The organism is Streptomyces odontomachi (genome assembly GCF_024435355.1).
GTDB classification, from domain to species: Bacteria; Actinomycetota; Actinomycetes; order Streptomycetales; family Streptomycetaceae; genus Streptomyces; species Streptomyces odontomachi.
Window position 1 is genome coordinate 83,737 of record NZ_JAMJWG010000026.1, and the last position, 26,661, is coordinate 110,397.

The 26,661-nt window shown below is 71.3% G+C and carries 20 protein-coding genes; 11 read left to right on the plus strand and 9 right to left on the minus strand.

Annotation, left to right across the window (positions count from 1 at the left end; translation table 11 throughout):
* Positions 1-123: 123 nt before the first annotated feature.
* Positions 124-1,110: a LacI family DNA-binding transcriptional regulator gene (locus tag NQO67_RS36980; RefSeq protein ID WP_255954884.1), complete on the plus strand. Its 987-nt coding sequence runs from the start codon at positions 124-126 to the stop codon at positions 1,108-1,110.
* A gap of 207 nt (positions 1,111-1,317) precedes the next feature.
* Here the strand turns inward: NQO67_RS36980 and NQO67_RS36985 are convergent, their stop codons facing one another.
* The 8 genes from NQO67_RS36985 to NQO67_RS37020 form a co-directional block, all read right to left on the minus strand.
* Positions 1,318-3,513, minus strand: coding sequence for a protein kinase family protein (locus NQO67_RS36985; protein ID WP_255954841.1), 2,196 nt, complete (start codon positions 3,511-3,513; stop codon positions 1,318-1,320).
* A gap of 31 nt (positions 3,514-3,544) precedes the next feature.
* Entirely contained in the window at positions 3,545-4,747 is a 1,203-nt protein-coding gene (locus NQO67_RS36990) for a patatin-like phospholipase family protein (RefSeq protein WP_255954842.1), read from the minus strand.
* 161 nt (positions 4,748-4,908) lie between these two features.
* A complete protein-coding gene (locus NQO67_RS36995) occupies positions 4,909-5,847 on the minus strand; it encodes a carbohydrate ABC transporter permease (protein ID WP_255954843.1) in 939 nt (312 codons plus the stop codon).
* Complete coding sequence (locus tag NQO67_RS37000) at positions 5,844-7,127, minus strand: carbohydrate ABC transporter permease (RefSeq protein WP_255954844.1); 1,284 nt, start codon at positions 7,125-7,127, stop codon at positions 5,844-5,846. Before NQO67_RS37000 ends, NQO67_RS36995 begins: the two co-directional genes overlap by 4 nt.
* A 72-nt stretch (positions 7,128-7,199) precedes the next feature.
* Entirely contained in the window at positions 7,200-8,579 is a 1,380-nt protein-coding gene (locus tag NQO67_RS37005) for an ABC transporter substrate-binding protein (RefSeq protein ID WP_374119254.1), read from the minus strand.
* A gap of 365 nt (positions 8,580-8,944) precedes the next feature.
* Positions 8,945-9,301 carry a hypothetical protein gene (locus tag NQO67_RS37010; protein WP_255954846.1) on the minus strand — a complete coding sequence of 119 codons (357 nt, stop codon included), beginning with the start codon at positions 9,299-9,301 and terminating at the stop codon, positions 8,945-8,947.
* Positions 9,302-9,341: 40 nt separating this feature from the next.
* Entirely contained in the window at positions 9,342-9,758 is a 417-nt protein-coding gene (locus tag NQO67_RS37015) for an amidase family protein (protein WP_255954847.1), read from the minus strand.
* Positions 9,759-9,976: 218 nt separating this feature from the next.
* Complete coding sequence (locus tag NQO67_RS37020) at positions 9,977-13,849, minus strand: FHA domain-containing protein (protein ID WP_255954848.1); 3,873 nt, start codon at positions 13,847-13,849, stop codon at positions 9,977-9,979.
* An 807-nt stretch (positions 13,850-14,656) separates the two neighbouring features.
* On the opposite strand from NQO67_RS37020, the gene NQO67_RS37025 reads away from it, so the two are divergent.
* From NQO67_RS37025 to NQO67_RS37040, 4 genes are all read left to right on the plus strand, one after another.
* Positions 14,657-16,336 (plus strand): serine/threonine-protein kinase, encoded by a 1,680-nt coding sequence (locus NQO67_RS37025; RefSeq protein ID WP_255954849.1) that lies wholly within the window; start codon positions 14,657-14,659, stop codon positions 16,334-16,336.
* A 696-nt stretch (positions 16,337-17,032) separates the two neighbouring features.
* Positions 17,033-18,259: a serine/threonine-protein kinase gene (locus NQO67_RS37030; protein ID WP_255954850.1), complete on the plus strand. Its 1,227-nt coding sequence runs from the start codon at positions 17,033-17,035 to the stop codon at positions 18,257-18,259.
* A gap of 275 nt (positions 18,260-18,534) precedes the next feature.
* Positions 18,535-19,641, plus strand: a complete 1,107-nt coding sequence (gene prfB / locus NQO67_RS37035; RefSeq protein WP_255954851.1) for a peptide chain release factor 2 — start codon at positions 18,535-18,537, stop codon at positions 19,639-19,641.
* A 324-nt stretch (positions 19,642-19,965) separates the two neighbouring features.
* A complete protein-coding gene (locus NQO67_RS37040; RefSeq protein ID WP_255954852.1) occupies positions 19,966-20,670 on the plus strand; it encodes a hypothetical protein in 705 nt (234 codons plus the stop codon).
* A 267-nt stretch (positions 20,671-20,937) separates the two neighbouring features.
* Here NQO67_RS37040 and NQO67_RS37045 read toward each other — a convergent pair whose 3' ends face one another.
* On the minus strand, positions 20,938-21,120 hold the full coding sequence (locus NQO67_RS37045; protein ID WP_255954853.1) for a hypothetical protein: 183 nt from the start codon (positions 21,118-21,120) through the stop codon (positions 20,938-20,940).
* 483 nt (positions 21,121-21,603) lie between these two features.
* On the opposite strand from NQO67_RS37045, the gene ftsE reads away from it, so the two are divergent.
* The 6 genes from ftsE (at position 21,604) to NQO67_RS37075 (ending at position 26,399) form a co-directional block, all read left to right on the plus strand.
* Positions 21,604-22,293 (plus strand): cell division ATP-binding protein FtsE, encoded by a 690-nt coding sequence (gene ftsE, locus NQO67_RS37050; RefSeq protein WP_255954854.1) that lies wholly within the window; start codon positions 21,604-21,606, stop codon positions 22,291-22,293.
* 187 nt (positions 22,294-22,480) lie between these two features.
* The gene (ftsX, locus tag NQO67_RS37055) at positions 22,481-23,401 is read left to right on the plus strand and encodes a permease-like cell division protein FtsX (RefSeq protein ID WP_255954856.1); all 921 of its coding nucleotides are present in this window, start codon (positions 22,481-22,483) and stop codon (positions 23,399-23,401) included.
* A 67-nt stretch (positions 23,402-23,468) separates the two neighbouring features.
* Complete coding sequence (locus tag NQO67_RS37060) at positions 23,469-24,665, plus strand: S41 family peptidase (protein ID WP_255954857.1); 1,197 nt, start codon at positions 23,469-23,471, stop codon at positions 24,663-24,665.
* Positions 24,666-24,683: 18 nt separating this feature from the next.
* Positions 24,684-25,169: an SsrA-binding protein SmpB gene (smpB, locus tag NQO67_RS37065; RefSeq protein WP_255954858.1), complete on the plus strand. Its 486-nt coding sequence runs from the start codon at positions 24,684-24,686 to the stop codon at positions 25,167-25,169.
* 182 nt (positions 25,170-25,351) lie between these two features.
* The gene (locus NQO67_RS37070; protein ID WP_255954859.1) at positions 25,352-25,684 is read left to right on the plus strand and encodes an ArsR/SmtB family transcription factor; all 333 of its coding nucleotides are present in this window, start codon (positions 25,352-25,354) and stop codon (positions 25,682-25,684) included.
* 34 nt (positions 25,685-25,718) lie between these two features.
* The gene (locus tag NQO67_RS37075) at positions 25,719-26,399 is read left to right on the plus strand and encodes an NAD(P)H-dependent oxidoreductase (protein WP_255954860.1); all 681 of its coding nucleotides are present in this window, start codon (positions 25,719-25,721) and stop codon (positions 26,397-26,399) included.
* Positions 26,400-26,661 lie beyond the last annotated feature (262 nt).

Sequence of the window (26,661 nt, forward strand, 5' to 3'; positions counted from 1 at the left end):
CGGAGAACGGGCGTTTTGGAAATGAACGTCCATGAAACGTCCATGCAGGAAGCGAAGACCGTGGTGAGCCCTTCAGGACAGCAACACGCAGGGCCGTCGGGCCCCGGCTTCGCCGGCCCCACCATGCGGGACGTGGCGGCCCGTGCCGGGGTGAGCGCGATGACGGTCTCCCGCGTGCTGAAGGAGCAGAACGTCAGCGCGGCCACCCGCGAGCGGGTGCTGGCCGCGGTCCGGGAACTGGGCTACCGCCGCAACGAGGTGGCCCGCAACCTCCGCCTAGGCCGCCCCAGCGGCACCATCGGCCTCGTCGTCACCAACCTGGCCAACCCGTTCTACTCCCGCCTCGCGCTGGGCGCCGAGCAGATCGCCGACGAGCACGGCCTGCGCGTCGTGCTCGGCAACACCGGCGAGGACGTCCAGCGTGAACGCGCCCTCGTCGACGACCTGGCCGCCCGCCGGGTGGACGGCATGATCGTGGTCCCCGCCACCGCCGACCACCGCCACCTCGATCCCGCGGCACTCGGCGGCACCCCGGTGGTGCTCGCCGCCCGGCCCCCGTCGCGCATCGAGGCCGACACGGTCCTCGTCGACGACTTCGGCGGGGCCGGCGCGGCGACCGCGCGGCTGCTGGCCGAGGGCCACCGCGCCATCGGGTTCCTGGGCAACCGGCCCACCGTGTTCACCGGCGCCGAGCGGTACCGCGGCTTCTGGGCCGCCCACGAGGAGGCCGGGCTCACGCCCCGCGAGGAGTGGGTGCGCCGCGGACCGCACGACATCGCCAGCGCGGAGGCCGCGGCGCTGGACCTGCTCGACCGCGCGGACGCCCCCACCGCGCTGTTCTGCACCAACAACCGCCTCACGCTCGGCGCCTACCGTGCGGTGCGCCGGCTGCACAGCGGTACCGCGCTCGCCGGCTTCGACGACTTCGACCTGGCCGATCTGCTGGACGTGCCGGTCACCGTCGTCTCCTACGACGCCGACGAGGTCGGTCGGCGGGCGGCCCGCCTCCTCCTTGAGCGTCTCGCCCAGACGCCGGAGGCCCCTGTCGGGCCGCCCCGCAGCACGGTCGTGCCGACGACGATCGTGCGCTACGGCGCGGGTGGCGCCTGACGGCGCCGGTGGCCCGTAAAGGGGCGCGGGGCTGTGTCGATTTGCGGCTTCCGCCGCGCGGGCGTGCTCAGCCACAAGCGACCTTGCAGGTCGCCACCAGCCGAAAAGGGCCGTTTCCGTCGCATCCGGACCACCGACCAGTGGGGGCACAGTTCCCCGCGCCCCTGTTCAGGCACGGCCGCCGCCACGACACTACGGGGCACGGCGTTACGCGCATCTGCCCACGCGCTCCGCAGCCAGGCAGGCGCGGACCATTGTGATCCGGACCGTGGGACCGCCGATGCCGCACTTGATGACGTAGAAGAGGAAGATGTTGGTCGCGGTGACGGCCAGCGCGTAGACCCATTCGTCGTGCAGGACCCCCGCGTAGAGGAAGCTGCCGATGGTCAGCACGATCACGGCGTAGAAGAGCGACGTCGGCGCCCACTGGGAGAACGACAACAGACCGGTGATCTTGGTGTCGTCACGGGCGACGGTGCTCAATCCGAGCTGCCGTGAGCGGGCGACCACCGCCTGGATGAAGGCCAGGGTCAGATAGTTCGAGACCGCGGTGATGCACTGCCCGATCGCGGAGTTGATCGGCCACCAGCGCACGTCGACCAGGGTGGCCGTCATCACGAGCGTGCACGGTGCCACGGCCATGATCCGCATGATCGTCTCGGCGCCCAGGGCCAGCCTGCTCGTCCGGCCGGCCCTGCGACCAAGGACCAGCGGCGTCAGACCAGAGAACAGCATCTCGTAGTACTTGGGCGCCGCGATGGCGTAGGAGAGCCCGACCATGCGCTCGGGCAGGTTGGCCCGCCAGTCGGGCACCGTGTAGCCTCCGTGCCGCCACCGGTCGACGATGGGCAGCTCGCCGGGTCGGTGACTGACGTGCTGGGCCAGGTCGACCAGGTGGTTCCCCCAGGACAGGTTCAGGTCTCGCAGCAGCCAGGTGATGACGGTGGCGTTCGTGATCGCCCAGATCACCGCCGCGAGGAACGACCAGGCGAGCAGCCAGTTGGTGAACGGCATGCCGTTCGCTGCCCCGCGCACACCCTGCTGTCGGCGCATCCGCCACAGCCGCCACTCGCGGCCCGGGGCTCCGGCCAGGGGCCGGACGAGTTCGCGAAGCGCCCGCCAGCCCGTCTCGGTCCGAAGCTCGGTGGTGCCCTCTTCGGCGGCCTGCACCATCTCCAGCTCCGCCAGGAAGCTGTCCTTCAGCCGGGCGAACGAGAAGTCCGATGCGTCACCGGGGGTGAAGATGAGCAGCCGGCGTGCCGGACTGGCGTCGATCAGGTCCTCAAGGAAGCGCGCCAGCAGCATGGCGCGCACGTAGAAGATGTCCGGAACGATTCCGTCGGCGCTGCCACGTCCGCAGCCGAAGAAGATCAGCAGTTGACCGAGCGAGTAGAGGTCTGCCCGCGCGATGTCGTGGTCGCCCGCCCTGACCTCCGGAGCGATGAAGGCCGCGTCGGCGCTCGTCGTCCCGGTGATCGCATGGGTGTAGAGGTAGTTCCGGCCGAGGTCGATGAGCTTGAACGCGCCATCGGCGTCGGCAACGATGATGTTGGAAGGCGACAGGTCCGCGTGGACGCCCTGGAACCGGTTGGCCTGCGGATCCTCCCGGGCGATGCGCTGGAGTTCCTCCAGGGCCTCGAAAAGCAGCAATCCCTTGGATCTGAGCCGGTCGAGCCGGAGGGAACGCTCCGTTCCCGCACCGCCGTCCTCCTGGACCGACTCCTCGTGGATGATCTCCGTGAGGGTTCTCCCCGCGACGAAGTCCATCAGGATCCAGCTGTCGAAGCTCGCCCAGATGTGCACCAGATGGCGGGCGCTGGTACCTGAGGTGTCGTACTTCTCGGCGTACTCGCGGGTGGCGTGTGCGATGGTCTGGATCCTGGTGAACGGGTAGAGGATCAGCTTGAGGGCGAAGCTCGGGCGGATGCCATGGACGCTTCGTGCGGTGCTGCCGCGCAGGATGATCGAGGTACTGCCGTGCCGGTGGAACCGCAATCCCCGCCACTCCATGGCCTGCCACTCCTGCACGGCGGAACCCAGCCCGGCGGACGGTGCCGCGCGCCGCTGACCGGGCGGCGGCTGCGGGCTGTAGACCTCGCCGATGGTCTCGGCCAGCGCCGCTTGCCCGATCAGCACGCCGCATACGCCGTCGCAGTCATGCGTGAGCGCCCACCCGCTGCGATCGGCCATGCCCGACGGGTGCGGCACCGAGCGGCGCGCCTCGGATTCGGTGAGGCTGAGCAGGGTCAGCAGGAAGAGAGCAACGAACCCGAAGGGCGCGGCTGCCGTCTCCTGCTGCCGGTCATCCAGCTCCCGGTAGCCCAGGCACCAGGGAACCAGGGTGTCGATGGTGGCTTCCCTGCTGCCGATCCCGAATCTGCCGTCGAATGAGCGCTGGTCCACTGGGATGTCCTGGAGTAGCCGCCGCCACAGCTCAAGCCGGCGCGTCCGGCGCCGGTTGGTCTCCTGAAGGCCGCTCGGCGGTAGCTCCAAGAGATCGCTCAGCTGTGTCAGGTGCGGGTCGTCGTACCCCGTCAGAGTGCGTAACGCCGCGAGGAGTGGATCCAGCGAAGCGCTGTGGTTGGCCATCTGTGGTGTCCACCATCGTCAGTTTCGGCATGGCACGGATGCTGCTGCGGCGAAGCTGTACGGAGGGCCTTCCCTCGGTGGCGCAGAACGCGATTCCGTAGGCCGTTCGGGCATTTTCCAGGAGCTGGTGGTGGCGCAGCTCATGCCGCTTCAGCTCGGTCATCCACGGCAACGGCGCCAGGTCGAGGACGTAGGCCGGATCGGCCTCGGGAGCCGTCCGCGTGCGGTGCAGCCATGCCTGGTCGCTGTGTTTCTGGATGATCGCCGCCAGGTAGCCGTCGCCGAGACCGCGGCTCATGCGCTCCAGGTGCGCACGGGTGTACCGGTGCATCAGGGTGAAGCCGTCGCTGGGTTCGCGCATCGGCCGGGTACTGAGGGACAGGACGTGTGTGCAGCCGTCGTTGATCGCAAGCCGGAACGGCAGGGCCGTGAGCACTCCGCCGTCGACGGCGCGCCGGCCGTCGGCCATCTGCACCGTGCCCGGAACGGCGATGGGGAGCCAGGCGGAGGCCCGCAGCGCCTCCTTGAGCTCCGAACGGGACGCGAAGTCCCTTAACACCACGGTCTGGAGGGCGTCGACATCGGTGATCGGGATCGCCAACGGAATCTCTGACCTGAGGACCGCCTCGTAGTCCAGCGGCTTGACCCGCTCCATGACATGGTCGAAGGCGTAGTCGAGGCCGAGGATCGGAAGCCGGCGCAGGGCGCGGGAGAAATCCACGAATTTCTTGGTCGTCAGGTCGTCGTAGTAGATCGACAGGGGGTACCAGGTCTCTCCGGCCAGAAAGTAGGCGCCGTTGATCCCCCCGGAGGAACAGCCGTAGACCACGTCGAAGGCGTCCTTGAAACCGTAGTCTTCGAGTTCGGTCAGCATGGCCGCCGAGATCACCCCGCGCATACCACCGCCCTCGACGGCCAGTGCCACCTTGGCGCCGTCGTCGCGCTGCCCGGGCCGGCTCCCGGACGCGCGGCGGGCGCGCAGGACCTCCAGGACCGGATGTGCTGGATCCCAGTGTTCGGATGCACCGTCAACGTCGCTGGTCGGCATGGCCCCCCACAGTCGATCAGGTACCTGATTCCCACGGCACGGCACGCTCAAATCACTGTGCCAGACCCGACCTTCGCTTCTCGCCAAACACAGGAAAGAGGGGGGCGGACCGTTCCGGTCCGCCCCCCTCGGGGTGCGAGGGGACTGACCCCCCTCAGCCGTTACTTCACCGCCCCGGCCATCACGCCGGACACGAACTGCCGCTGGAAGGCGAAGAACACCGCCAGCGGGATCACCATGGAGATGAACGCGCCGGGCGCCAGGATGTCGACGTTGCTGCCGAACTGCCGTACCTGCGTCTGGAGCGCCACCGTGATCGGCTGGCTGTCCGCGTCGGAGAAGATCAGCGCGACCAGCATGTCGTTCCACACCCACAGGAACTGGAAGATCCCCAGCGAGGCGATGGCCGGGCCGCCCAGCGGCATCACGACACGGAAGAACAGCCGTAGCTCACCCGCGCCGTCCAGCCGTGCCGCCTCCAGCAGCGACACCGGGATCTCCGCGAAGAAGTTCCTCAAGAGGAAGATCGCGAACGGTAGACCGAAGCCGACGTGGAAGACGATCACGCCGATGATCGAGCCGAAGATCCCGATGCTGCCGAAGAGCTTGGCGATCGGCAGCAGTGCCACCTGCACCGGCACCACCAGCAGCCCGACCACCCCGACGAACCACCAGTCGCGGCCGGGGAACTGCATCCACGCGAACGCGTAGCCCGCCAGCGAACCGATCACCACGACGAGCAGCGTCGCCGGAACGGTGATCAGCAGCGAGTTCACCAGGGAGTCGGTGATGGACGAGTTCTCCAGCAGGTTCTGGTAGCTGTGGAAGGTCAGCTTCGACGGTTCGCTGAACACCGTCCACCAGCCGCTCGCCGACATGTCGGTCGGCGTGCGCAGGGACGACAGCAGCAGGCCGATGGTGGGCATCAGCCAGAACAGCGCCACCACGATCAGGGCCACCTGGAGCACGCCACCGCTGACCCGGCCCGCGATCCGTGCGCCCAGCGACCGCTCGTCGGCCGGTCCTGAACCGGCGGTGGACGGGGCGGGCTTCGGCGTCTTGACGACCACGTCCTGCGCGGTCTGGCTCTCGGCACTCATCGCTGCGCCTCCTTCCTGAGCCGTCGGATGTTGAACCACATCACCGGTACGACCAGCAGCAGGAGCAGGATCGCGATCGCGCTGGCGACACCGGGCTTCTGCTCGGCGAAGGCCGAGCGGTACAGCTGGAGCGCCAGCACGTTGGCGTCGTCCTGCGACGAGCCGGGGGCGATGATGAAGACCAGGTCGAAGATCTTCAGCACATTGATCATCAGGGTGACCAGGACGACCGCGAGCACCGGCGCCAGCAGCGGCACCGTGATCCGGCGGAACACCTGCCACTCGTTCGCCCCGTCGACCCGGGCCGCCTCCAGCAGCTCCCGCGGCATGCCGGCCAGGCCCGCCGCGATCAGCACCATGGCGAAACCGGCCCACATCCATACGTACGAGCCGATGATGGCGGGCGTCACGAGCGTCGGGCCGAGCCACTCGACCCCGTTGTACGGCTCCCGGAAGTTGCTGCCGGGCAGCCGCAGCTGCGCACCGTCCGCCTTGGCCGACAGGGTGAACGTCCCGTCGGCGGCGGCCGTCGTGGAGTCCACGACCTCGCCGCCCTTGACGGCCTCGATCTTCATCCCGGAGTAGCCCAGCTCGGACGCGTCCACACCCCCACGGGTGCCGACGCCCTTGCCGCGGGTGAAGTCCTGCCACGTCGTGCCCGTCACCTTGCCCGACGCGGTCTTGGCGGCCTTCGCGGGCTTGGCGGCGTTCGGCATCTGCTCGGGCGCGACACCCACCATCGGCAGCACCACCGGCTGCCCGGCGTGCACCGTCGCCTTGGTGATGTACGCGCCCCCGTCCGCCGGCTTCAGCGGCGACTCGGCGCCCGGGTGGGCCTTGGGGAAGGAGGACGACTCCGCGAAGGTGTCGTGCACCCCCACCCACACGGCGTTCGCCGCGCCCAGCTCGGGGTCCTGCTCGTACACCAGCCGGAAGATGATGCCCGCGGCCAGCATGGAGATCGCCATCGGCATGAAGACGACCAGCTTGAACGCGGTGCCCCAACGGACCCGTTCGGTCAACACCGCGAAGATCAGGCCCAGCGCGGTGGCCACGGTGGGCGCGACCAGCACCCAGATCGCGGTGTTCTTGATCGCCGTCAGGATGCCGTCGTCGCTGAACAGGCTCTGGTAGTTGTCCAGGCCGACGAAGCCGCTCCCCGAGTTGCTCAGGAAGCTACGGACCAGCGAATACCCGATCGGGTAGACCACGAGCGCACCCAGCAGCACCAGCGCGGGCAGCAGGAACAACACTGCCACCGTGCGACGGGTGCCGGTCACGCTCTTGCGTTTCTTCAGCGTGGGAGGCGCCGTTTCACCGACGCCTCCCACGGCGGCCGACGTCATCAGCCGTCAGCCCCCGTACGCCTTCGCCGCGTCGGCCTCCAGCTTGGCCTGCGCACCCGCGACGTCCTTCGGGTTCGCCAGGAAGTCCTGGAGGTCCTTCCACTCGCCCTTGCCGGGCGTGCCACCGAACGACTGCGGCGCCTGGTCCGACATGTCGTAGCGGAAGTTGTCACCCGCGTCGATCAGGGCCTTCGCCATCGAGCGCTGCTCGTCGTTCGGGTACGCGGTAAGCGGCACGTTCTTGTCCGGCGACAGGTAGCCGCCCGCCTGGGCCCAGACCGTGGCCGCGTCCGGCGAGGCGAGGAACGTCAGCAGGGCCTGGCTGGCCTTGGAGTCCTTCAGGACCACCGCCGCGTCACCGCCACTGACCACCGGGGCCTCCTGGCCGACGGCCGGGAACGGGAAGATCTTCGCGTCCGTGCCGACCTTCGCCTTGGCGTCCTGGACGTTGGCCCCGGCGAAGTCCGCCTCGAAGACCATGCCCGCCTTCGGCTGGTCGCCACCGGTGAACGTCTGCTTCACCGAGTCGGGGAACGCCGTCTGGAGCGTCCCCTTGGCGCCACCCGCCAGGTAGTCCTTCTTGCCCCAGTACTCTCCGAGCGTGGTCAGCGCCTTCTTGACGGACGGGTCCGTCCACTTGATCTCGTGCTTGGCCAGCTTGTCGTACATCTCCGGGCCGGCCTGCGAGAGATAGACGTTCTCGAACCAGTCGGTGAGGACCCAGCCGTCCGAGCCGCCCACCGACATCGGCGTGACACCCGAGTCGTAGACGGTCTGCGAGGTGGTCTGGAAATCCTTCCAGGTCTTCGGCTCCTTCGCCCCCGCGTTCGCGAAGACCTTGGTGTTGTACCAGATCAGCGACTTGTTGGCGGCCTTGAAGTACACGCCGTACTGCTTGCCGTCCACCTGGCCGATCTTCTGCCAGCCCGGCGAGTAGTTCTTCTTCAGCTGTGCCACGGCGTCGGGTCCGGCCGGCTTGGCCCACTTCTTGTCCACGGCCTGCTGGATGGCGCCGACCTGCGGCAGCATCGCCACGTCCGGCGGCGCACCGCCCGCGATCTTCGACCCGAGGTAGTTGATGATGGGGTCCTGGCCGGCGACATAGGTCACCTCGGCGCCGGTGCGCTTCTCGAACTCTGCCAGGACCTTCTTGAAGTTCTTCTGCTCCGTGCCGGTCCAGACCGCCGTCACCTGGAGCTTCTCACCGTCCAGCTTGGGGAGCTTGACCGTGTTCGGGACGCCCCCCGTGGCGCCCGTCTGGTCCTTGCCGCCCTTGTCCGCTTTGTCGTCGCCACCGCCGCACGCGCTGAGGGTGAGCACGAGCGCACCGGCGACCACCGCCGCCGCGGCCCGCGCGCTCCGCGCGGCTCTGGGCTCCCGCCCCATGGCGTTGCCCGACTGACGAGCTGTCTTGCGCATCACGTCCCCGTTCCGTTCTCCATACGCGCCCGTGCCTCGCACAATGGTCGTGGGCGCTGTTCTGTGCGCTCTGGTCTACGCCCGGCCGCCAGCAAGCGGCAAGGGCGGCAACCCTACCGATCCGTTGATCGTGACGGGGTCGTGATGTGTTCCGGGAACCAGGTTCTGCGGCGATTCCGCTTTCGCCGCGGTGCGGCCTCGGCGGTTGATCGGCGCGGGGCGCGAAGGCGGCGCCCGCGGCGCCGCGCGGGGCTCCGGATGACGGGGGTTGCCGGGAGGGTGTGAGGCTGTGCGGAGGCCTCCTGACGTGCCGTCGACGCGTCGCCTGTCGATCACCGTCCCAGCGGCGCCAGCAACGGCCAGGACATACCCGTTCGTAGGCGCCGGCCACGGCGAGGACCAGCGCGTCCTGGTGGCGGCGGCCGACGATCTGAAGTCCCACGGGGGTGCCGTCGACCCGTCCGGCCGGCACCGAGACCGCCGGCCGGGTGGCCGGACAGGTCGAACGGATAGGTCAGGCCCAGCGCGCCCCAGTGGTCGGTGTCCCGGCCGGCGGTGCTGCGGGGCATCGGGCCTTCGGCGGGGAAGGCGGCCGGCCGGGTCGTCGGGGTCGGCAGCAGGTCGAACCTGGCGAAGCCGTCGGCCAGTTCCCGCACCAGCCGGTGGCGGGCCTCGTGCGCTCCGATCACCTCGTCGGGCGTGGGGCGGCTTCGGCGTACCGGCGCGCCGTCACGTCCGACCGCGCCAGTTCCTCGGGCGCGGCGTGCCGGACCATCCGGCGTACCTCGGGGCCGACAGGGTACGGAACGCGGCGCCGCACCGGCCGTCCACCGTCACCTCCGCCGGCACCTCGCGGCCACCGATGGCGCCCGTCAGCGCCTCGGCCGCGCCCCGCACCACGGCCGCCACACGCGGCTCGCAGGGAACGAAGCCCAGCCCGGTCGACGGGGCGATCCGCAACCCGCCCGGGTCCACGGTCGCCAGCTGCTCCTCGAAGGGCCGGGCGGGCGCGGGCAGCGACGCCGGGTCCGTCTCGTCGGTACCGCGGACCACGTCCAGGAAGCGTGCGGTGCCGCGCACCGTGCGGGTGAGCACGCCGTGGTGGTCGTTGCCGGCCGAGCCGGGGAAGGCGGGACCCCGGGTCACCCGCCCGTACGTCCCCCCTCGGCCGCGCGTCCGACGGGCCTTCGCCCGACGGTGATCAGGCCGTCCTCCCCGGCTCCCACGGCGCATCGGGCCGCAAGCGAAGCCGAGCTTCGCCTGGGCGCGCCAGGGGGCATCGAGCGGCGCCGAGCGTCGCGGAACTCGCCGAAGGGCGCCGGCGGCGCCAGGGTGCCGGCGTCGGTTCCCGCCGCCGGCCCGCCTCAGGTGCCCCCGCTGCCGGCAGCCCGTGCCGCCCTTTCCAACGCGCTGGCGAGCAGGGCGAGATCCGTCGGCCCGTTGCCCAACTCCCGTACGCTGCGGCGGGCCGGCGGGTCGCCCATGCGGTCCCACTCCAGCGGCATCACCGTGGGCCGCAGGGTCCCGGTCCTGGGGATGCGCCCGGTCACCCGCCCCGCCTGGAAGGCGGTGGTCGTGCCGTCGGGGCGGCGTACCCGCCCGCGTCCCGGCGCCGGTTCCTCCGCACCGCCGCCCGACGGTGCCTCCAGCACCACGCGCAAGGTGGCATGGCGCGCCAGCTCGGTGTCCTGCACCCGGCCGCCTGGCGTGCCGGCCGTCGCCACCAGGTGCACGCCCAACCGGGCGCCGTCCCGGGCCACCGCCTCCAGGGCCCGTACGACGGAGCCCGCCGCCGGCCGTCCGGGCGAGCCGAGCGGCGGCGCGAGCAGCGCGTCCACGTCGTCGACGAGCACCACCAGGCGCGGCATCGGCGGGTCCTCCTGGGAGGCGGTGCCCGGCAGTCCCGCGTCCGGCGCGGCGGCGCGCGCCGGGACCGAGCCGGCCGGTGCCGACCCCGCGCGGGACCCCGGTGCCGGTTCCGGTCGCTGCCGCACCACGGCCTCGGGCCGCAGCCGGAGCGTCACCCCGGTCTGGGCCTCCACGGCGGCGGTCTCGGCCGTCCGGCCGCCGCGGTGCCCGGGCGCGCCCCGCCCGGCACGCGCGGCGTGCCACGCGGCGAAGTCGAGGGCGCCCAGCACCTCCGCGCGCCGTTTCAGCTCGGCGGTCAGCGACTGTGCGAACTCCCGCATCCGCACCGGGTCCTGCACCGCGAGATGCGCGGTGGCATGCGGCAGATCCAGGCATATCCGCAACCCGTCGCCGGTGCCGGACCGGCCGGCAGCACCGCCACCGCCGCCGCCCGCCCGCTCACCGCTGTGGGCGCCCGCGGCGCCGCCGCCGATGCCGCACGTGGTGTCCCGGCCGTCGATCAGGACCAGCCCCAGCCGCTCGGGCCGCTCCGCCGCGGCCAGCGATGCGGCGATCGCGCACAGCAACTCCGTACGCCCGCTGCCCGCCGGTCCCTCCACGAGCAGATGCGGTCCCTCCGCCACCAGGTCGGCACCGACCGGGCCACGGGTGCCTGCCCCGAACACGGCCGAGGCACGGCCGCCGGGGGCCATGGCGTACTTCCGGTGGCCCTGGGGCGACGGCTGCCCGTCGTCGGCGGCGGCGGCCCACCGGGCCAGCAGGGACGCCGGGGTGGCACGGGCCAGGCCCAGCTCGTCCAGCAGCCGGGCGGTCGCCGGCAGCGGCGCCGAACCGGGCGTCCGCTGCCCGCCCGTGGCGCCCTCCGGCCGCAGCGGGGCCAACGCCCGGGCGAACCGCTCGGCCCACGCCGCCGACACCGCGTCCACCGCGGCAGGGGGCACCTGCCCGGCGCCCGCGCCCCGGGCGGAGGCGGCCTGGCCGGTGATCCTGCCGTCGACGGTGCGCAGCAGCCGCAGCGCCGTCGCGACGTCACCGCTCAGCACCGCCACGGCCCGGCAGGAACGGAACACCGGTGACGCCCCGCAGGCCGCCTCGTACGTCGACTCCAGCGGCGCCGGCGGCGCCGGTGGCGTGGGCGCCGGGGTCTCGGCGAGACACAGCACGTGCATCCCCGCCGCCGCCCCCTGCACGGCCAGCCAGTCCACCGCGGCCCGCAGCTCGGCCGAGCCGGGGTCGCCGTCCACGACGACCACGGTGAACGTGTCGTCGGCGCACGGGTGGGGGCTCGCGCCGGGTGGCTCGTCCTTCGCACGGAACGGGGTGCTCCGGGCGTCGTCCGGGCGGTGTCGCGCGCCGTCGTGGTCGGTGCGGTCGTACGGGGTGCCCTGTGCCGGCCGGGCATCGGGGGTGCCGCCGGCGGCCGGCGCGCGGCCCTGGCCGGGGACGGCGATGCCGGGGGCGCCGGCTTCGCGGCCGTCGTCGGCGTCCCACAGGCGGTTCTCGTCCCGTAGGCGGCCCTCCAGCCGGCGGACCAGCTCGCTCGTGCGGGCGGCGGCCTGGTCGCGGTCGAAGGCGAGGAGCAGGCGGCAGTCCTGGCCGTGCGCGGGGCGCAGGTGGGGGAGCCAACCGAGCCAGGCCCACTCGGCGGTACGCACCTCGGTGGTACGGGAACGGTCCGTACTGATCAGGACGATCTCCAGGATCTCCGGCGAGTGCAGCGCCGCAAGCTGCGCGACGACGGACCTGGCGAGCCCGGAGAGCCGCTCGCGCGGCCCGGCGAGGCCCAGCGCGCCCACGTCACGCAGCCGGACCGTGACCGGCAGCGCCGGCAGCCGGCCGGTACCGCCCTGCGCGGGTCGGTCGACGGTGCCGAGCCGGATCGTGAGCGCCTCCGGGTGACCGGTGCCGCGCTCCCAGAGCCGGGTGCCCGGACCGAGCGCGGTGAGCAGCAGCGACGCCGGGTCGGGCCAGACGGCGGCGGCCTCGGCGAGGGCCTCCTCGTCGCCCGGGTCCGCCGGGTACGGCACGCCGTCGCGTCCCATGGCCGCTCCGTGACCGCCGTACCAGCCGTACGCGTGCCGGACGCTCGTCGCGTCCAGGTCGTGCCCGACCGGCCCTTCGCCGTACTCGCCCTGTGCGTCGTCGGGCCGGCCGCCCGTGATGCGCCGTGCCCACGCTGACAGGCCACTGCGCCGGCGCGCGCCGCGCGGCCCAGGCGCTCCGTGAAGGGGGTTGTCCTGGACATGCGTCCCGCCGTGGCCCTGATCGGTGTGCCCGTGACCCTGATCGGCGTAGGGCGTGTCGCCCCGATCGGCGTACGGAGCATCGGGCCGGGACGCGTGCCCCGAGCCGTCCCGATCAGCGGGCCAGGGGGTGTCCGCGGCACCGGGGCGCTGCGGGTACGTTCCCTCACGGGAGTCGGCGGTCCGCTCGTACACCTCCCGTGCCACCGACTCCGGAGCGGGACCTGCGCCCGGGCCGGGCCGCCGTCCGCCGGTCTCATGGCCACGCGCGGCCGTCGCCGCCGCCCCGCCCGGCTCAGCGGCGCCCCCCGCGGCGCCCCAGCCGGCCGAACCGTACCCATGATGCGTACTGCCATCGGGCGCCGTGCGCGCCCCGGGCACCGGATGGCTCGCGCCCCGGACGGCCTCCGGACCGCCGGTGCCGCCCGCACGCCCCGCCCCGTCGTCGCCTCCGCTCCCGTCCCCCCGCACCCGTACCCGCACCTGCCCCTCGCCGTCGGGGACCGTCGGCAGGGTGCCGGTGGCCTCGGCGGTGGCCGGGGTGCTGGTGAGACGGAGGGTGGACTCGCCCAGGCGCAACGGAGCGCCGGGCGGGAGGCGGACCGGGTGGGTGGTGACGGGGATGCCGGCGATGGTGGTGCCGTTCGTCGAGCCGAGGTCGGTGACGGTGACCTCGCCACCGGGGGCGACCGTCACCGCGCAGTGCAGCCGGGAGACGTCGGGATCGTCGAGCGGGACGTCGGCGTGGGCGGAGCGGCCGACGCGGATCTGGCCGCCGTGCAGCAGGTGCACCCCGCCGGCGTCCGGGCCGGCGATCACGTGCAGCTGGGCGGCGGCACCGACGGCCGGGTCGGGGCCGGGGTCGGCGGGGGCGCCGACGCTGAGCATCGCCCCGTCGAGCAGCGGTGGCTCGCCGAGCGTGGCGCGCCGGGCGTCGAGCCGCTCGTGACCGGCGTACAGCACCACGGGGCCGTCGCTGCGGTCGACGCCGACCGCGGCGGCCAGATCGGCGGCGATCGCGGCGAGAGCGGTCCCGGTGGGCGAGGTGACCAGCACATCGCTCGCCGCCGGGCGGCCCGCTGAGGGCTCGCGGCGTGGCCCGAGGACGGTCAGCCGGATCTGCATCGCGTCGGCGGTCCCTTCTGCGCGGGCGCCCGGCGCGGGGACTGCACTTGTGAGATTCCCCCCACCGCACACGGGCTCGTGGCCAGTACTCAGGGGCATCCTCGCACCTGCCACCGACAACACGCCCGACGGTCCCCAAGGAATGATCTTGAATGTTCGGCTCTGCCCGCACAAGTGCGCGTTCGGCCCTCGCGCCCCGTGACGCCCCTAAAGCCCGCACGTCACACCCGACGGCAACCAACGGCACCGGGCTCGCGTCTTCCCGTCGAACGGGGCCGCGGGCCGGGCCGGGCGGCAGCACCTCGCCGCGCGGCGGTCCACGACGACCGTCCGCCACCTCGCCCACCTCGACGAAAACCGACTGGAAACCGACCCGAGAGCAACCGAAAACCGACCACGGACGGATGCCCTGGATGCGGACCTGCACCGCCACGCCGCTGCCCCCACGTGTCCGGCCGGCCACCGCGAGGCCAGCCGGTGTCACAGCACGCGGCACTACAGTGGAGGATCGGACCCTCGCCGGGGCGGTTGCTCGGGTCCGGCCCGAACCCACCCGGGCCCTACGGCACCCCGACCACCCCGTCCACCCAGACCCTCCAGGGACCTCTCTGACCAGCCCAGACGATCTTCAGATCAGCCTCGGACAGCTCCGGACCCCCGGGATCTTCACCACCCGGGAGCTCCGGGGCCGGCATTACGGAGTCCGGGGCCGCGGCCACAAGGCAGGCCCCAGGGCTTCCGGATCACCGGAACGCCGGGCAAGGTCGGGTCGGACCATCCATCTCCGAGCAGCAGGGAGCGCATGACGTGCGGCCGGTAGGCAGCAAGTACTTCCTGGAGGAGCCGCTCGGGCGCGGCGCCACAGGAACCGTCTGGCGGGGCCGCCAGCGGGAGACCGCGGGAGCCGAGGCGGCCGTGCAGGGCGCGCCGGGCGAGACCGTCGCGATCAAGGTCCTCAAGGAGGAGCTCGCCAACGACGCCGACGTCGTGACGCGCTTCCTGAGAGAGCGCTCCGTGCTGCTCAGGCTGACCCACCCGAACATCGTGCGGGTGCGCGACCTCGTCGTGGAAGGCGATCTCCTCGCCCTCGTGATGGATCTCGTCGACGGGCCCGACCTGCATCGCTACCTGCGTGAGAACGGCCCGATGACGCCGGCGTCCGCGGCCCTGCTGACGGCCCAGATCGCCGACGCGCTGGCGGCCAGCCATGCCGACGGCGTCGTGCACCGCGACCTGAAGCCGGCGAACGTCCTGCTCAAGCAGGACGGCACCGGCATGTACCCGCTGCTCACGGACTTCGGCATCGCCCGGCTGGCGGACTCGCCCGGTCTCACCCGCACCAGCGAGTTCGTCGGCACGCCCGCGTACGTGGCGCCCGAGTCAGCCGAGGGCCGCCCGCAGACCTCCGCGGTCGACATCTACGGCGCCGGCATCCTGATGTACGAGGTGATCACCGGCCGTCCGCCGTTCGCCGGGGAGACCTCCCTCGAAGTGCTGCACCAGCACCTGAGCGCCGAGCCGCGCCGGCCCTCGACCGTGCCCGATCCGCTGTGGACGGTCATCGAGCGCTGCCTGAGCAAGAACCCGGACCGCCGCCCCAGCGCCGAGAACCTGGCCCGCGCCCTGCGCACCGTCGCCGAAGGCGTCGGCGTGCACGCCACGGCCGCCCAGATCGCCGCGGCCGAGGGCGTCGCGGCGCTGCTCGGCCCGGACCCGGACCCCGCGGCGGTGCCGGGCACCGGGACACCCGGCGCGTCCGACCCGACCGTCCCGAACGGCCTCGGCGGCTTCGACCCGAACGCCGCGACCAGCGTGCTGCCGCACACGGCCGGCGCGAACGGTCCCGGCGGCCAGGGTGGCGGGAGCGACGCCGAGCCCACCTCCGTACTGCCGAACACGGGGGCGCCCGACCCCACCGCGGTACTGCCGCCGGTCCCGCAGGCACCGCCCGGTCCGGGCCCCGACGACCCGCACCCCTGGCAGAACCAGCTGCGGGCGGCCCGCGACCGCAACGAGCAGACCCAGATGCAGTACCTGGACCCCGGCGAGGACCCCCTGCGCCGCCGCCCCCAGCGGCAGGTCGCACGGCCCCCGCAGCAGCCGCGACAGCCGGCGCAGTACGCGCCCCCGCAGCAGCCACGGCAGCAGCGCTACGCCCCCGCGCCCCAGCCGCAACCCCAGCCCCAGCGTTACGCCCCGCCGCCCCAGCAGCCGGCTCCACCCCGGGAGTCGCGCCGGAGCAACCCGAACCGGATGAAGATCCCGGGCCTCGGATGCCTGAAGGGCTGCCTGTTCACGATCGTCATCCTGTTCGTGGCGGGCTGGCTGGTCTGGGAACTCAGCCCTCTCCAGGACTGGCTCCACACCACCAAGGGCTACTGGGACCAGCTCACCACCTGGTACCACGACATCACCCACTGGATGAGCAAACTGGGCGACACCGGAAACAACTGGATGCACAAACTGACCAACAAGCCCAACCCTTAGCACCCCACCCGCCCCGCCCCGTCCCTCTCCCCACCACCCCCAGAAAGAGGGCCAAACTCCCCACCCCCGACGCCCGGACGATAGGGGCGCGGGGAACTGCGCACACAACCACGACGAACCGTCCAGTCCGCGACCGACCAAAGGGGGCACCCCGCCCCGCCGGTCCAGGCGCCCCCTCTGGGCACACGCCGCCGGACAATTGGGGCGCGGGGAACTGCGCACACAACCACAACGAAACACGCAGTCCGCGACCGGCCCGAAGGGGCACCCAGCTCCGCCCCGCCGGTCCAGGCTCCCCCTGGGCGTACGTCGCCCGGACAACCAGGGGCGCGGGGAACTGCGCACCCCACCACGACGAAACACGCAGTCCGCCACCGCCCTCATGGGGCACCCCGCCCCGCCGACCACCCCCCTCGACAACCACCCGACAGCACACCCCCCGAAAGGGGAAAGCCGAGGGCCGTCAGGCCCAGACCCCGCCCCCGCGAGGGGAAAGCGGGACCGGGCAGGCGAACGCCACCCCGTCCCGGGCAGACGAACGCCGCCCCCTCCCGACAACCGGGCCCCCGGGAGTGATCCCGGAGAACCCCACCGTGGGGATTTGTCGACACCCATGGGGTATTTTCCTCCGCGGACATGAACGTTGCCGCCCCAGCCGCGTAGCTTTGTCGCCAACACGCGTCCGTAGGAGCAGTCTTGGCACGGAAGATCGGCAGCCGGTACACCGCGAACCAGATCCTGGGGCGGGGCAGCGCCGGCACGGTGTGGCTCGGCGAGGGACCCGACGGCCCCGTCGCCGTGAAACTGCTGCGCGAGGACCTCGCATGCGACCAGGAACTGGTCAACCGCTTCGTCCAGGAACGCACCGCGCTACTCGGCCTCGACCACCGCAACGTCGTCGGCGTCCACGACCTCGTCGTCGACGGAAACGACCTCGCCCTGGTCATGGACCTGGTCCGCGGCACCGACCTGCGCACCCGCCTGGACCGCGAGCGCCGCCTCGCCCCGGAGGCGGCCGTGGCGATCGCCGCAGACGTCGCCGACGGCCTCGCTGCCGCGCACGCCGCCGGCGTGGTGCACCGCGACGTCAAGCCCGAGAACGTGCTGCTCGACATGCAGGGCCCACTCGGCCCCGGCGGCGCCCACCCCGCCCTGCTCACCGACTTCGGCGTCGCCAAGCTGATCGACTCGCCGCGCCACACCCGCGCCACGAAGATCATCGGTACTCCGGACTACCTCGCCCCCGAGATCGTCGAAGGCCTGCCGCCGCGCGCCGCCGTCGACATCTACGCCCTGGCGACGGTGCTGTACGAGATGCTGGCCGGCTTCACGCCGTTCGGCGGCGGCCACCCGGGCGCCGTACTGCGCCGCCATGTGACCGAGACGGTCGTCCCGCTGCCCGGCATCACCGACGAGCTGTGGCAGCTGGTCGTCCAGTGCCTGGCCAAGGCGCCGGCCTCCCGCCTACGCGCCTCCGAGCTGGCCGAACGGCTGCGGGAGCAGCTGCCCCAGCTGGCCGGGATGCCGCCGCTGGACGTCGACGAGCCGGAAGAGGCCGATCCGGCCGAGGAGAGCGGCGAGCCGCCGGCCTCCGAGCCACGCCGACCGCTGGTGCGGCGCGGCGCCGTGTCCCTGGTGACGGGGGCGGCGCCGGACTCCAACCGCGACACCCACACCAGCATGCGGGTCCCCGAAGCGGACGAGCTCGCCGGCGGCGCCCGGGGCACGGCGCGTGCGCCGCGCGCGACCGGAAAACCGAGACCCGGCTCCGCGCGGAACCGCACCGCGGGCCGGCGCCGGGTGCTGCTGGGCGCCGGAGCCGTGGTCATCCTCGCCGTGGCCGGCATCGGCACCTGGCTCGCCACCTCCGACGACTCCGACACGCCCCCGGACCGCTCGACCCACTCGTCCTCCACGCCGTGAGCCCCGTGAGCCCCGTGAGCGCCGCGAGCGCCGTCAAAACCCCGTAGCTCCGTAGCTCCGGGGTCACGCCCCGCCCGTCCAGACCGTGACCGCAGGTCGCCCGCCACCGTGACATCCGCCACCCCCCGCCGCATCGCCACGGCGCCCCCCGCGCGACCGACGTGAACCCACGGTGGGCGCCCGAACACGACCGGGCACCGTCCGTCCCCCGCCGGCTCGCCCCGCACGCCCCGGCGGGCCCAAGCTCGCTTGCCCGAACCGTTAGGCTGGGGGACGTGGCAGTTGTCGACGTATCCGAAGAGCTCAAGTCCCTCTCCTCCACCATGGAGTCGATCGAGGCCGTCCTGGACCTCGACAAGATGAGGGCCGATATCGCCATGCTCGAGGAGCAGGCAGCCGCGCCGTCCCTGTGGGACAACCCGGACGAGGCGCAGAAGATCACCAGCCGGCTCTCGCACCTCCAGGCCGAGGTCCGCAAGGCGGAGACGCTGCGCGGCCGGATCGACGACCTGGCCGTGCTCTTCGAACTCGCCGAGTCCGAGGACGACCCGGACACCCGCGCCGAGGCCGAGGGCGAGCTGACCGCGGTCCGCAAGGCACTCGACGAGATGGAGGTCCGCACCCTCCTCTCCGGCGAGTACGACGCGCGCGAGGCCGTGGTGAACATCCGCGCCGAGGCCGGCGGCGTCGACGCCGCGGACTTCGCCGAGCAGCTCCAGCGCATGTACCTGCGCTGGGCCGAGCGGCACGGCTACAAGACCGAGATCTACGACACGTCGTACGCGGAGGAGGCCGGCATCAAGTCGACCACCTTCACGGTCCAGGCTCCCTACGCCTACGGCACCCTCTCCGTCGAGCAGGGCACGCACCGCCTCGTGCGCATCTCCCCGTTCGACAACCAGGGCCGCCGCCAGACCTCCTTCGCCGGCGTCGAGGTCCTGCCGGTCGTCGAGCAGTCCGACCACGTCGACATCGACGAGACCGAGCTGCGCATCGACGTCTACCGCTCCTCGGGACCCGGCGGCCAGGGCGTGAACACCACCGACTCCGCGGTGCGCATCACCCACCTGCCCACCGGCATCGTCGTCTCCTGCCAGAACGAGCGCTCCCAGATCCAGAACAAGGCGACCGCCATGAACGTCCTCCAGGCGAAGCTGCTGGAGCGCCGCCGCCAGGAGGAGCAGGCCAAGATGGACGCCCTCAAGGGCGACGGTGGCAACTCCTGGGGCAACCAGATGCGTTCGTACGTCCTCCAGCCGTACCAGATGGTCAAGGACCTTCGCACGGACCACGAGGTCGGCAATCCGCAGGCCGTTCTGGACGGTGAGATCGACGGTTTCCTGGAAGCCGGAATCCGCTGGCGCAAGCAGCAGGACAGGTAATCCGCCGGTCCGTCCCGACGCAATGAGCGGGCGACGAGTGGCGATGGTTTTGTAGACAAGGTAACTCGCCACCATTTGCTATACGTTGGAATCTCCCGCTCCTGTTTACGTCACATTCACATACCCTTGCGTAGGTCAACTCACTTCAATGCGGACATCGTTCGCCAAATGACCTTGACGTCGCCTTCAAAACTGGGAAGGCTGACCGCGGCATGCGTATCTCCGGGGCACGCGTGAGCGGGGGCCGCCCATCACAGCTACTCCCGACGACCCAGTCCCGGGCGCTGCACTACTGACACTGAAGCTACTGGGGGTAGCAGGCAGATGACGAAGAAGACGCGGGTCCGCGTTGCGCGGGTGGCCGCCGGTGCGGTGATCGCCGTAGGCGCGTCACTGACCGCCGCGGGTGCCGCCTCGGCGCTCGACGCTGACGTCAGTGTGCTCGGTATCGACGTTGGCGTGCACACCGGCGGCGAGGGCAACACCGTCGTCGGTGACACCACGGGTGGCGGCGATGACCAGGGCGGCGACAACCAGGGCACCTCCGAGGGTGGCAACCAGGGCACCTCCGAAGGTGGCAACCAGGGCACCAGCGAGGGTGGCAACCAGGGCACCTCCGAAGGTGGCAACCAGGGCACCTCCGAGGGCGGTAACCAGGGCACCAGCGAGGGTGGCAACCAGGGCACCTCCGAAGGTGGCAACCAGGGCACCTCCGAGGGCGGCAACCAGGGCACCAGCGAGGGTGACGACTCGCAGGGCAACACCACCGGCAACGAGACCGGTGGCAACGACAACACCGGCCCCGACAACAACGGCTCCCAGCCGGTCGAGCAGGGCCAGGGCAAGGACGGCCTGTCCGACAGCGGCTCGCAGCCCGCGGCGCAGGGCAAGGGTCAGGACCAGCTGGCCGAGACCGGTGCGGCGGAGACGTCGTTCCTGATCATCGGTGCGGCGACGATGATCGCCGGCGGTGTCGCCTTCCGTATCCTGCCGCGCTTCGTGGCCGGTCGCGGCGCTGGCGTTGCGTAAGTAACGGCGGCCCGTGCGGGCACGGCGGGACCCCGCGTGACGGGGTCGTGACACGCCGTGTGGCATGGCTGGCAGACGAGACAGTGCTCGGGGAATTCCCCGGGGCATGGTCAAGGCCCGGAGCTTACGGCTCCGGGCCTTGACCATGTTCAAGTCTCTGTGTCTCTGCGGGTGGGTGGAGCGGGTGGGTGGAGCGCACAGGCGTCTGTGGTGCCCCTGGGCCCGCTCTCTGCGGGGTGGAGCGTGAACATCCCCCCGGGGGCGCCGTCAGTGCGCCAGCAGGGCGACCGCCGCGATGAGCACCGCCAGCAGGGCGATCAGGGTCATCGGGCTCAGGGCCGACCAGGGGTTCTGCTGCTGTAGACGCTCGCGGCTCGCCCGGCAGACGGGGCAGCGGCCTTCACTGACCGGTGCGGCGCAGTTTGCACACACCAAACGGTCATAAGTCATGCGGACTCCTCCTCCCTCCTCCACTGCCTCAAGGGCTCCCCATCGCCCGAAGGCCGTGGCGGGTACCCCAGAGGTACCCCCAGGCTGGGCCTGCCGCACCAGCGTTCTGAAGAAGTAACGCTCCAAGTGGCGCAACCGTTCCCTCCACTGTGCCAGTTTCCCCGGAAAATGGCGCGATTCCCACCTGGAGCTTGACACGGTCCAGGGTGCCCCAGGGGGGCGAGTCGGACTGCCGTTTCGGCCCGTTCACGCTCCGGCACGCTCCGGGACCTGTCCGCATTCTGCCCGGTTCCGGGCCGGAGCCACCCTTTCACGCACGGTTCCGCCGCGGTCGGCGACCCGATGCCGAGCACGCTGTGAAATGCGACATCCCATTACGTGACAAATTCCGCAAACCCCGCGTAACTCATGGCGTCGACTGCGGACGCGTACCCGGTTCGCGTATGGTCACGCTCACCTACCCCAGCGACTTGTGGTGTATCCGTGATCCGATTCGACAATGTCTCCAAGGCCTACCCCAAACAGACCCGCCCCGCTCTCAGGGATGTCTCCCTGGAGGTCGAGCGTGGCGAGTTCGTGTTCCTTGTGGGGTCCTCCGGCTCCGGAAAGTCCACCTTCCTGCGGTTGGTCCTGCGCGAGGAGCGCGCCAGCCACGGTCAGGTGCACGTCCTGGGCAAGGACCTCGCCCGGCTGTCCAACTGGAAGGTGCCGCAGATGCGCCGCCAGCTGGGCACCGTGTTCCAGGACTTCCGCCTGCTGCCGAACAAGACGGTCGCCGAGAACGTGGCGTTCGCCCAGGAGGTCATCGGCAAGTCGCGCGGTGAGATCCGCAAGTCCGTGCCGCAGGTGCTCGACCTGGTCGGGCTCGGCGGCAAGGAGGACCGGATGCCGGGCGAGCTCTCCGGTGGCGAGCAGCAGCGCGTGGCGATCGCAAGGGCCTTCGTCAACCGCCCCAAGCTGTTGATCGCCGACGAGCCCACCGGCAACCTCGACCCGCAGACCTCCGTCGGCATCATGAAGCTGCTCGACCGGATCAACCGGACCGGCACCACCGTCCTGATGGCGACCCACGACCAGAACATCGTGGACCAGATGCGCAAGCGCGTCATCGAGCTGGAGACCGGCCGGCTCGTCCGTGACCAGGCGCGCGGCGTCTACGGCTACCAGCACTGAGAGCCCCGGTATGTCCGCGCAGTCCCGAGTCCGCAGCCGAGCCCGGTCGAACCCCGGCACGGTGACCTCCCCCGAGGCCCCGCGCACCCGCCGGGCCGTCGCCCCGGCCATGCTCCGGACCGTCGCCCCGGGCACCCCCCGGGCGGCGGCCTCGGCACTGATCCACGGAAAGGCCTGAGAAGACGCCATGCGCGCCCAGTTCGTCATGTCGGAGATCGGTGTCGGTCTCCGCCGCAATCTCACGATGACCTTCGCGGTCGTCGTCTCCGTGGCCCTGTCCCTCGCGCTGTTCGGCGGTTCGCTGCTGATGCGCGACCAGGTGAGCACCATGAAGGGCTACTGGTACGACAAGGTCAACGTCTCGATCTTCCTCTGCAACAAGAGTGACGCCGAGTCCGACCCCAACTGCGCCAAGGGCCCGGCCACCACCGAGGAGAAGACGCAGATAAAGGCCGACCTCCACAAGATGAACGGCGTGGTCGAGAAGGTCATCTACGAGTCCAGCGACGATGCGTACAAGCACTACAAGCAGCAGTTCGGCGACTCCCCGCTGGCCCGTTCGCTCACCCCGGACCAGATGCAGGAGAGCTACCGCATCAAGCTCAAGGACCCCCAGAAATACCAGGTCATCGCGACCGCCTTCGACGGGCGTGACGGTGTGCAGTCGGTCCAGGACCAGAAGGGCATCCTGGAGAACCTCTTCGGGTTGCTGAACGGCATGAACTGGGCGGCGCTGGCGGTGATGGCGCTGATGCTGGTGGTCGCCATGATGCTGATCGTGAACACGGTTCGGGTCTCCGCCTTCAGCAGACGGCGGGAGACCGGCATCATGCGGCTGGTCGGCGCGTCGAGTTTCTACATCCAGATGCCGTTCATCATGGAGGCCGCCGTCGCCGGGCTCATCGGCGGCTTCGTCGCCTGCGTGATGCTGATCGTCGGCCGGTACTTCATCATCGACCACGGTCTGGCGCTGTCTCAGAAGCTGAATCTCATCAACTTCATCGGCTGGGACGCGGTGCTCACGAAGCTGCCCTTGGTGCTGGCCATCGGGCTGTTGATGCCCGCCCTTGCGGCTTTCTTCGCCTTGCGCAAGTACTTGAAGGTGTGACGAACGCCGCCACACCGGGATGGGCAACCACCCGTGCGGCGGCTCGGCTTGTCCTAGACTCACCGTCATGTCCGACCCCGACCATTTCGGCAGACCCCGCCGCAGGCGTCACGCGGCGGCACTGACACTGGTCTTCGCGGGAGTCCTCGCGACCGGCGCGGCCACGGACGCCTGGACGAACCCGAGCGACCAGGACGGCAAGCCCACCACGGTCCCCGCCGGCGGTTCGACCGCCGCCGCGTACCAGAGCGACGTGACCCGGGCCGCCGCCGAGGCCATGGCGGACGGCAAGTCGCCGACCGACGCGGCCCGGCGCGAGGTCAGCCGCAGCGGGGACCGCTGGAGCGCGGTGTACTCCGAGGGCGAGTACGCCGAGTTCGAGCAGGCGCTGGACGGTGAGTACACCGGCGTCGGCCTCTGGGTCATCCGCGGATCCGACGGGCACATAGAGGTCGCCCGGGTACAGCCCGGTGGGCCCGCCGACCGTGCCGGCATCCGCGGGGGCGACCGGCTCACCGCCATCGACGGCCGCCATGTGGGCGGCCTGCCGGTCACCGAGGTCGTCTCCCTGCTGCGCGGCGACGCGGACGGCGGGAGGGCCCCGGCACCGGGCAGCACCGTCGTCCTCGCCGTGTCCCGCGGCGGCCACGCCTGGCAGCAGACGCTGCACAGAGCCCGGCTGTCCACGGACTCCGTGACCGTCGAGCAGCTCGGGCCGAGCGCCGGCGGCGGGGTCCTGATCAAGGTGGCGTCCTTCACCAAGGGCTCCGGCGCACAGGTGCGCAAGGCGGTGCGCGAGGCGCCCGACGGCGCGGGGATCCTGCTCGACCTGCGCGGGAACTCGGGCGGCCTGGTCACCGAGGCCGCCGAGACCGCCTCCGTCTTCCTCGACGGCGGCATCGTCGCCACCTATGACGTCGAGGGTGAGCAGCGCTCCCTGCACGCCACGCGTGGCGGTGACACCCGCCGTCCCGTCGTCGCCCTGGTCGACGGCGGCACCATGAGCGCCGCCGAGCTGCTCACCGGTGCGCTCCAGGACCGCGGCCGTGCCGTCGTCGTCGGCGCCCGCACCTTCGGCAAGGGCTCCGTGCAGATGCCCAGCCGGTTGCCCGACGGATCCGTGGCCGAGCTCACCGTCGGCCACTACCGCACACCCCTCGGCCACAATCTCGACGGCCTCGGCATCGAACCGGACCTCGAGGTCCAGGCCGGAGCCAGGAAGCAGGCCGAGACGGTATTGAGTGGCCTCGGGTCCCCCTCCTAGTGCGAAAATGGCCACACTATGGCTAAGGAAAAAGGGCGCAAGCTGATCGCGCAGAACAAGAAGGCGCGGCACGACTACCACATCCTCGACACCTACGAGGCCGGCCTGGTCCTCACGGGCACCGAGGTGAAGTCGCTGCGCCAGGGCCGTGCCTCCCTCGTCGACGGCTTCATCCAGCTCGACGGCGGCGAGGCGTGGCTGCACAACATCCACGTGCCCGAGTACACCCAGGGGACCTGGACCAACCACAGCGCCCGACGCAAGCGGAAGCTGCTGCTGCACCGCGAAGAGATCGAGAAGCTCGACGCGAAGTCCCAGGAGACCGGGCACACCATCGTCCCGCTCGCGCTGTACTTCAAGGACGGCCGCGCCAAGATCGAGATCGCGCTGGCCCGAGGCAAGAAGGAGTACGACAAGCGGCAGACGCTGCGGGAGCGGCAGGACCGCCGCGAGGCCGACCGCGCCATGTCGGACGCGCGTCGGCGGGGGCGGGTGCGGGCCTAGGAGGACCGCCCCCGGCACCCCGGACCCCGGACCCGCAAGCCGCGGGCGTCACCCACCGGCCACATATCGAGATATCGTGGTGTGTCGGAACGACTGGCGAGAGATGCCGGGCGGGAGACGCCGGGCGGGAGATGTCGGCCGAGAAGTGTCTGGCGAGAAGTGTCTGGCGAGAGGGGTGGCCCATGGCCGCGACGGCAGGGCTGGGCGCGGGTGATCTGGTCGAGGTGTTCAAGGCCCTCGGCAACCCTGCCCGGTTGCAGATCATGCAGTGGTTGAAGGACCCCGACATGCACTTCGGTGCCTACGAGCCGATCGCGGACCGCCAGTCGGTCGGCGTGTGCGTCACGCACATCCAGGCGAAGTCGGGGCTCGCCCAGTCGACAGTCTCCAGCTACATGACCACGCTCGAGCGGGCGGGGCTCGTGACTCCCACCCGGGTGGGCAAGTGGACGCACTACCGGCGGGATGAGGGGCGGCTGGCGGAGTTGGCGCGAGCGATCGGCGACGACCTCTGATTGACATATCGCAATACGTCGATATGATTTCTCCATGTCGACCTTCGATGCTGCTCCCACGGCCCTGATCGTCCACGCTCACCCCGAGCCCCGTTCGTTCACCACCGCACAGATGACCACTGCGGCCCAGGCCCTACGCGATGCCGGCTACCGGGTCGACGTCCTCGACCTCTATGCCGACGCATGGGCCCCGACGCTCGCCCGTGACGAGTTCGCCCCCGTGGAAGGCCACTTCAAGCCGCAGGCCGAGCAGATGCGCGCCGTCAAGGACGGGACGCTCGACGCGGCCGTCCAGGCCCATCTGGATCGGCTGCTCGCCGCCGATCTGCTCGTCCTGTCGTTCCCGATGTGGTGGTTCTCGCTGCCCGCCATCCTCAAGGGCTGGGTGGACCGGGTCTTCGTCATGGGCGGGGTCTTCGGCGGCGACCACGGAATCTTCGGCGACGCGGCGCTCGCCGGCAAGCGTGCGATGCTGCTGTTCACGACGGGCGGGTCCGGTGAGTCGTTCAGACCCGGCGGCGGCTACGGCTCGATGGACGACTTCCTGTTCCATATCCACCGCGGAATGCTGGAGTTCACCGGCTTCCAGGTCCTCGACCCCGTGATCACCCACGCGCCGGCCCGCATGACCGGGCAGGAGCGTGCGGCGGCGCTGGATGCGGTCAGGGAGTCCGTCGCGCTCGTCGCCGCGGACCGCCAGACCGTCGGGCAGTGACCCCGACGGCGACGAAAGCCGTGCCGGGCGCCCCCGGGACGTCACGTGGTCGCCTGCGACGCTGGGTCACCGCATCGTGTCGTGGTTGCTGTGCGTAGGCGCACGCAAGGCGGTTTGTGTGGGGCGTACCGGGTACGCGAGCGTGGAGGTTCGGTGCGCGGGAATGGACTGGCCCCCGCGCCCGTTGTTCCGTACGATGGCATTCGCCCTGCACACCGGGGCGCCAAGCCCTCCAGGCGAGGGCGCGGGATTGAAAAATCAA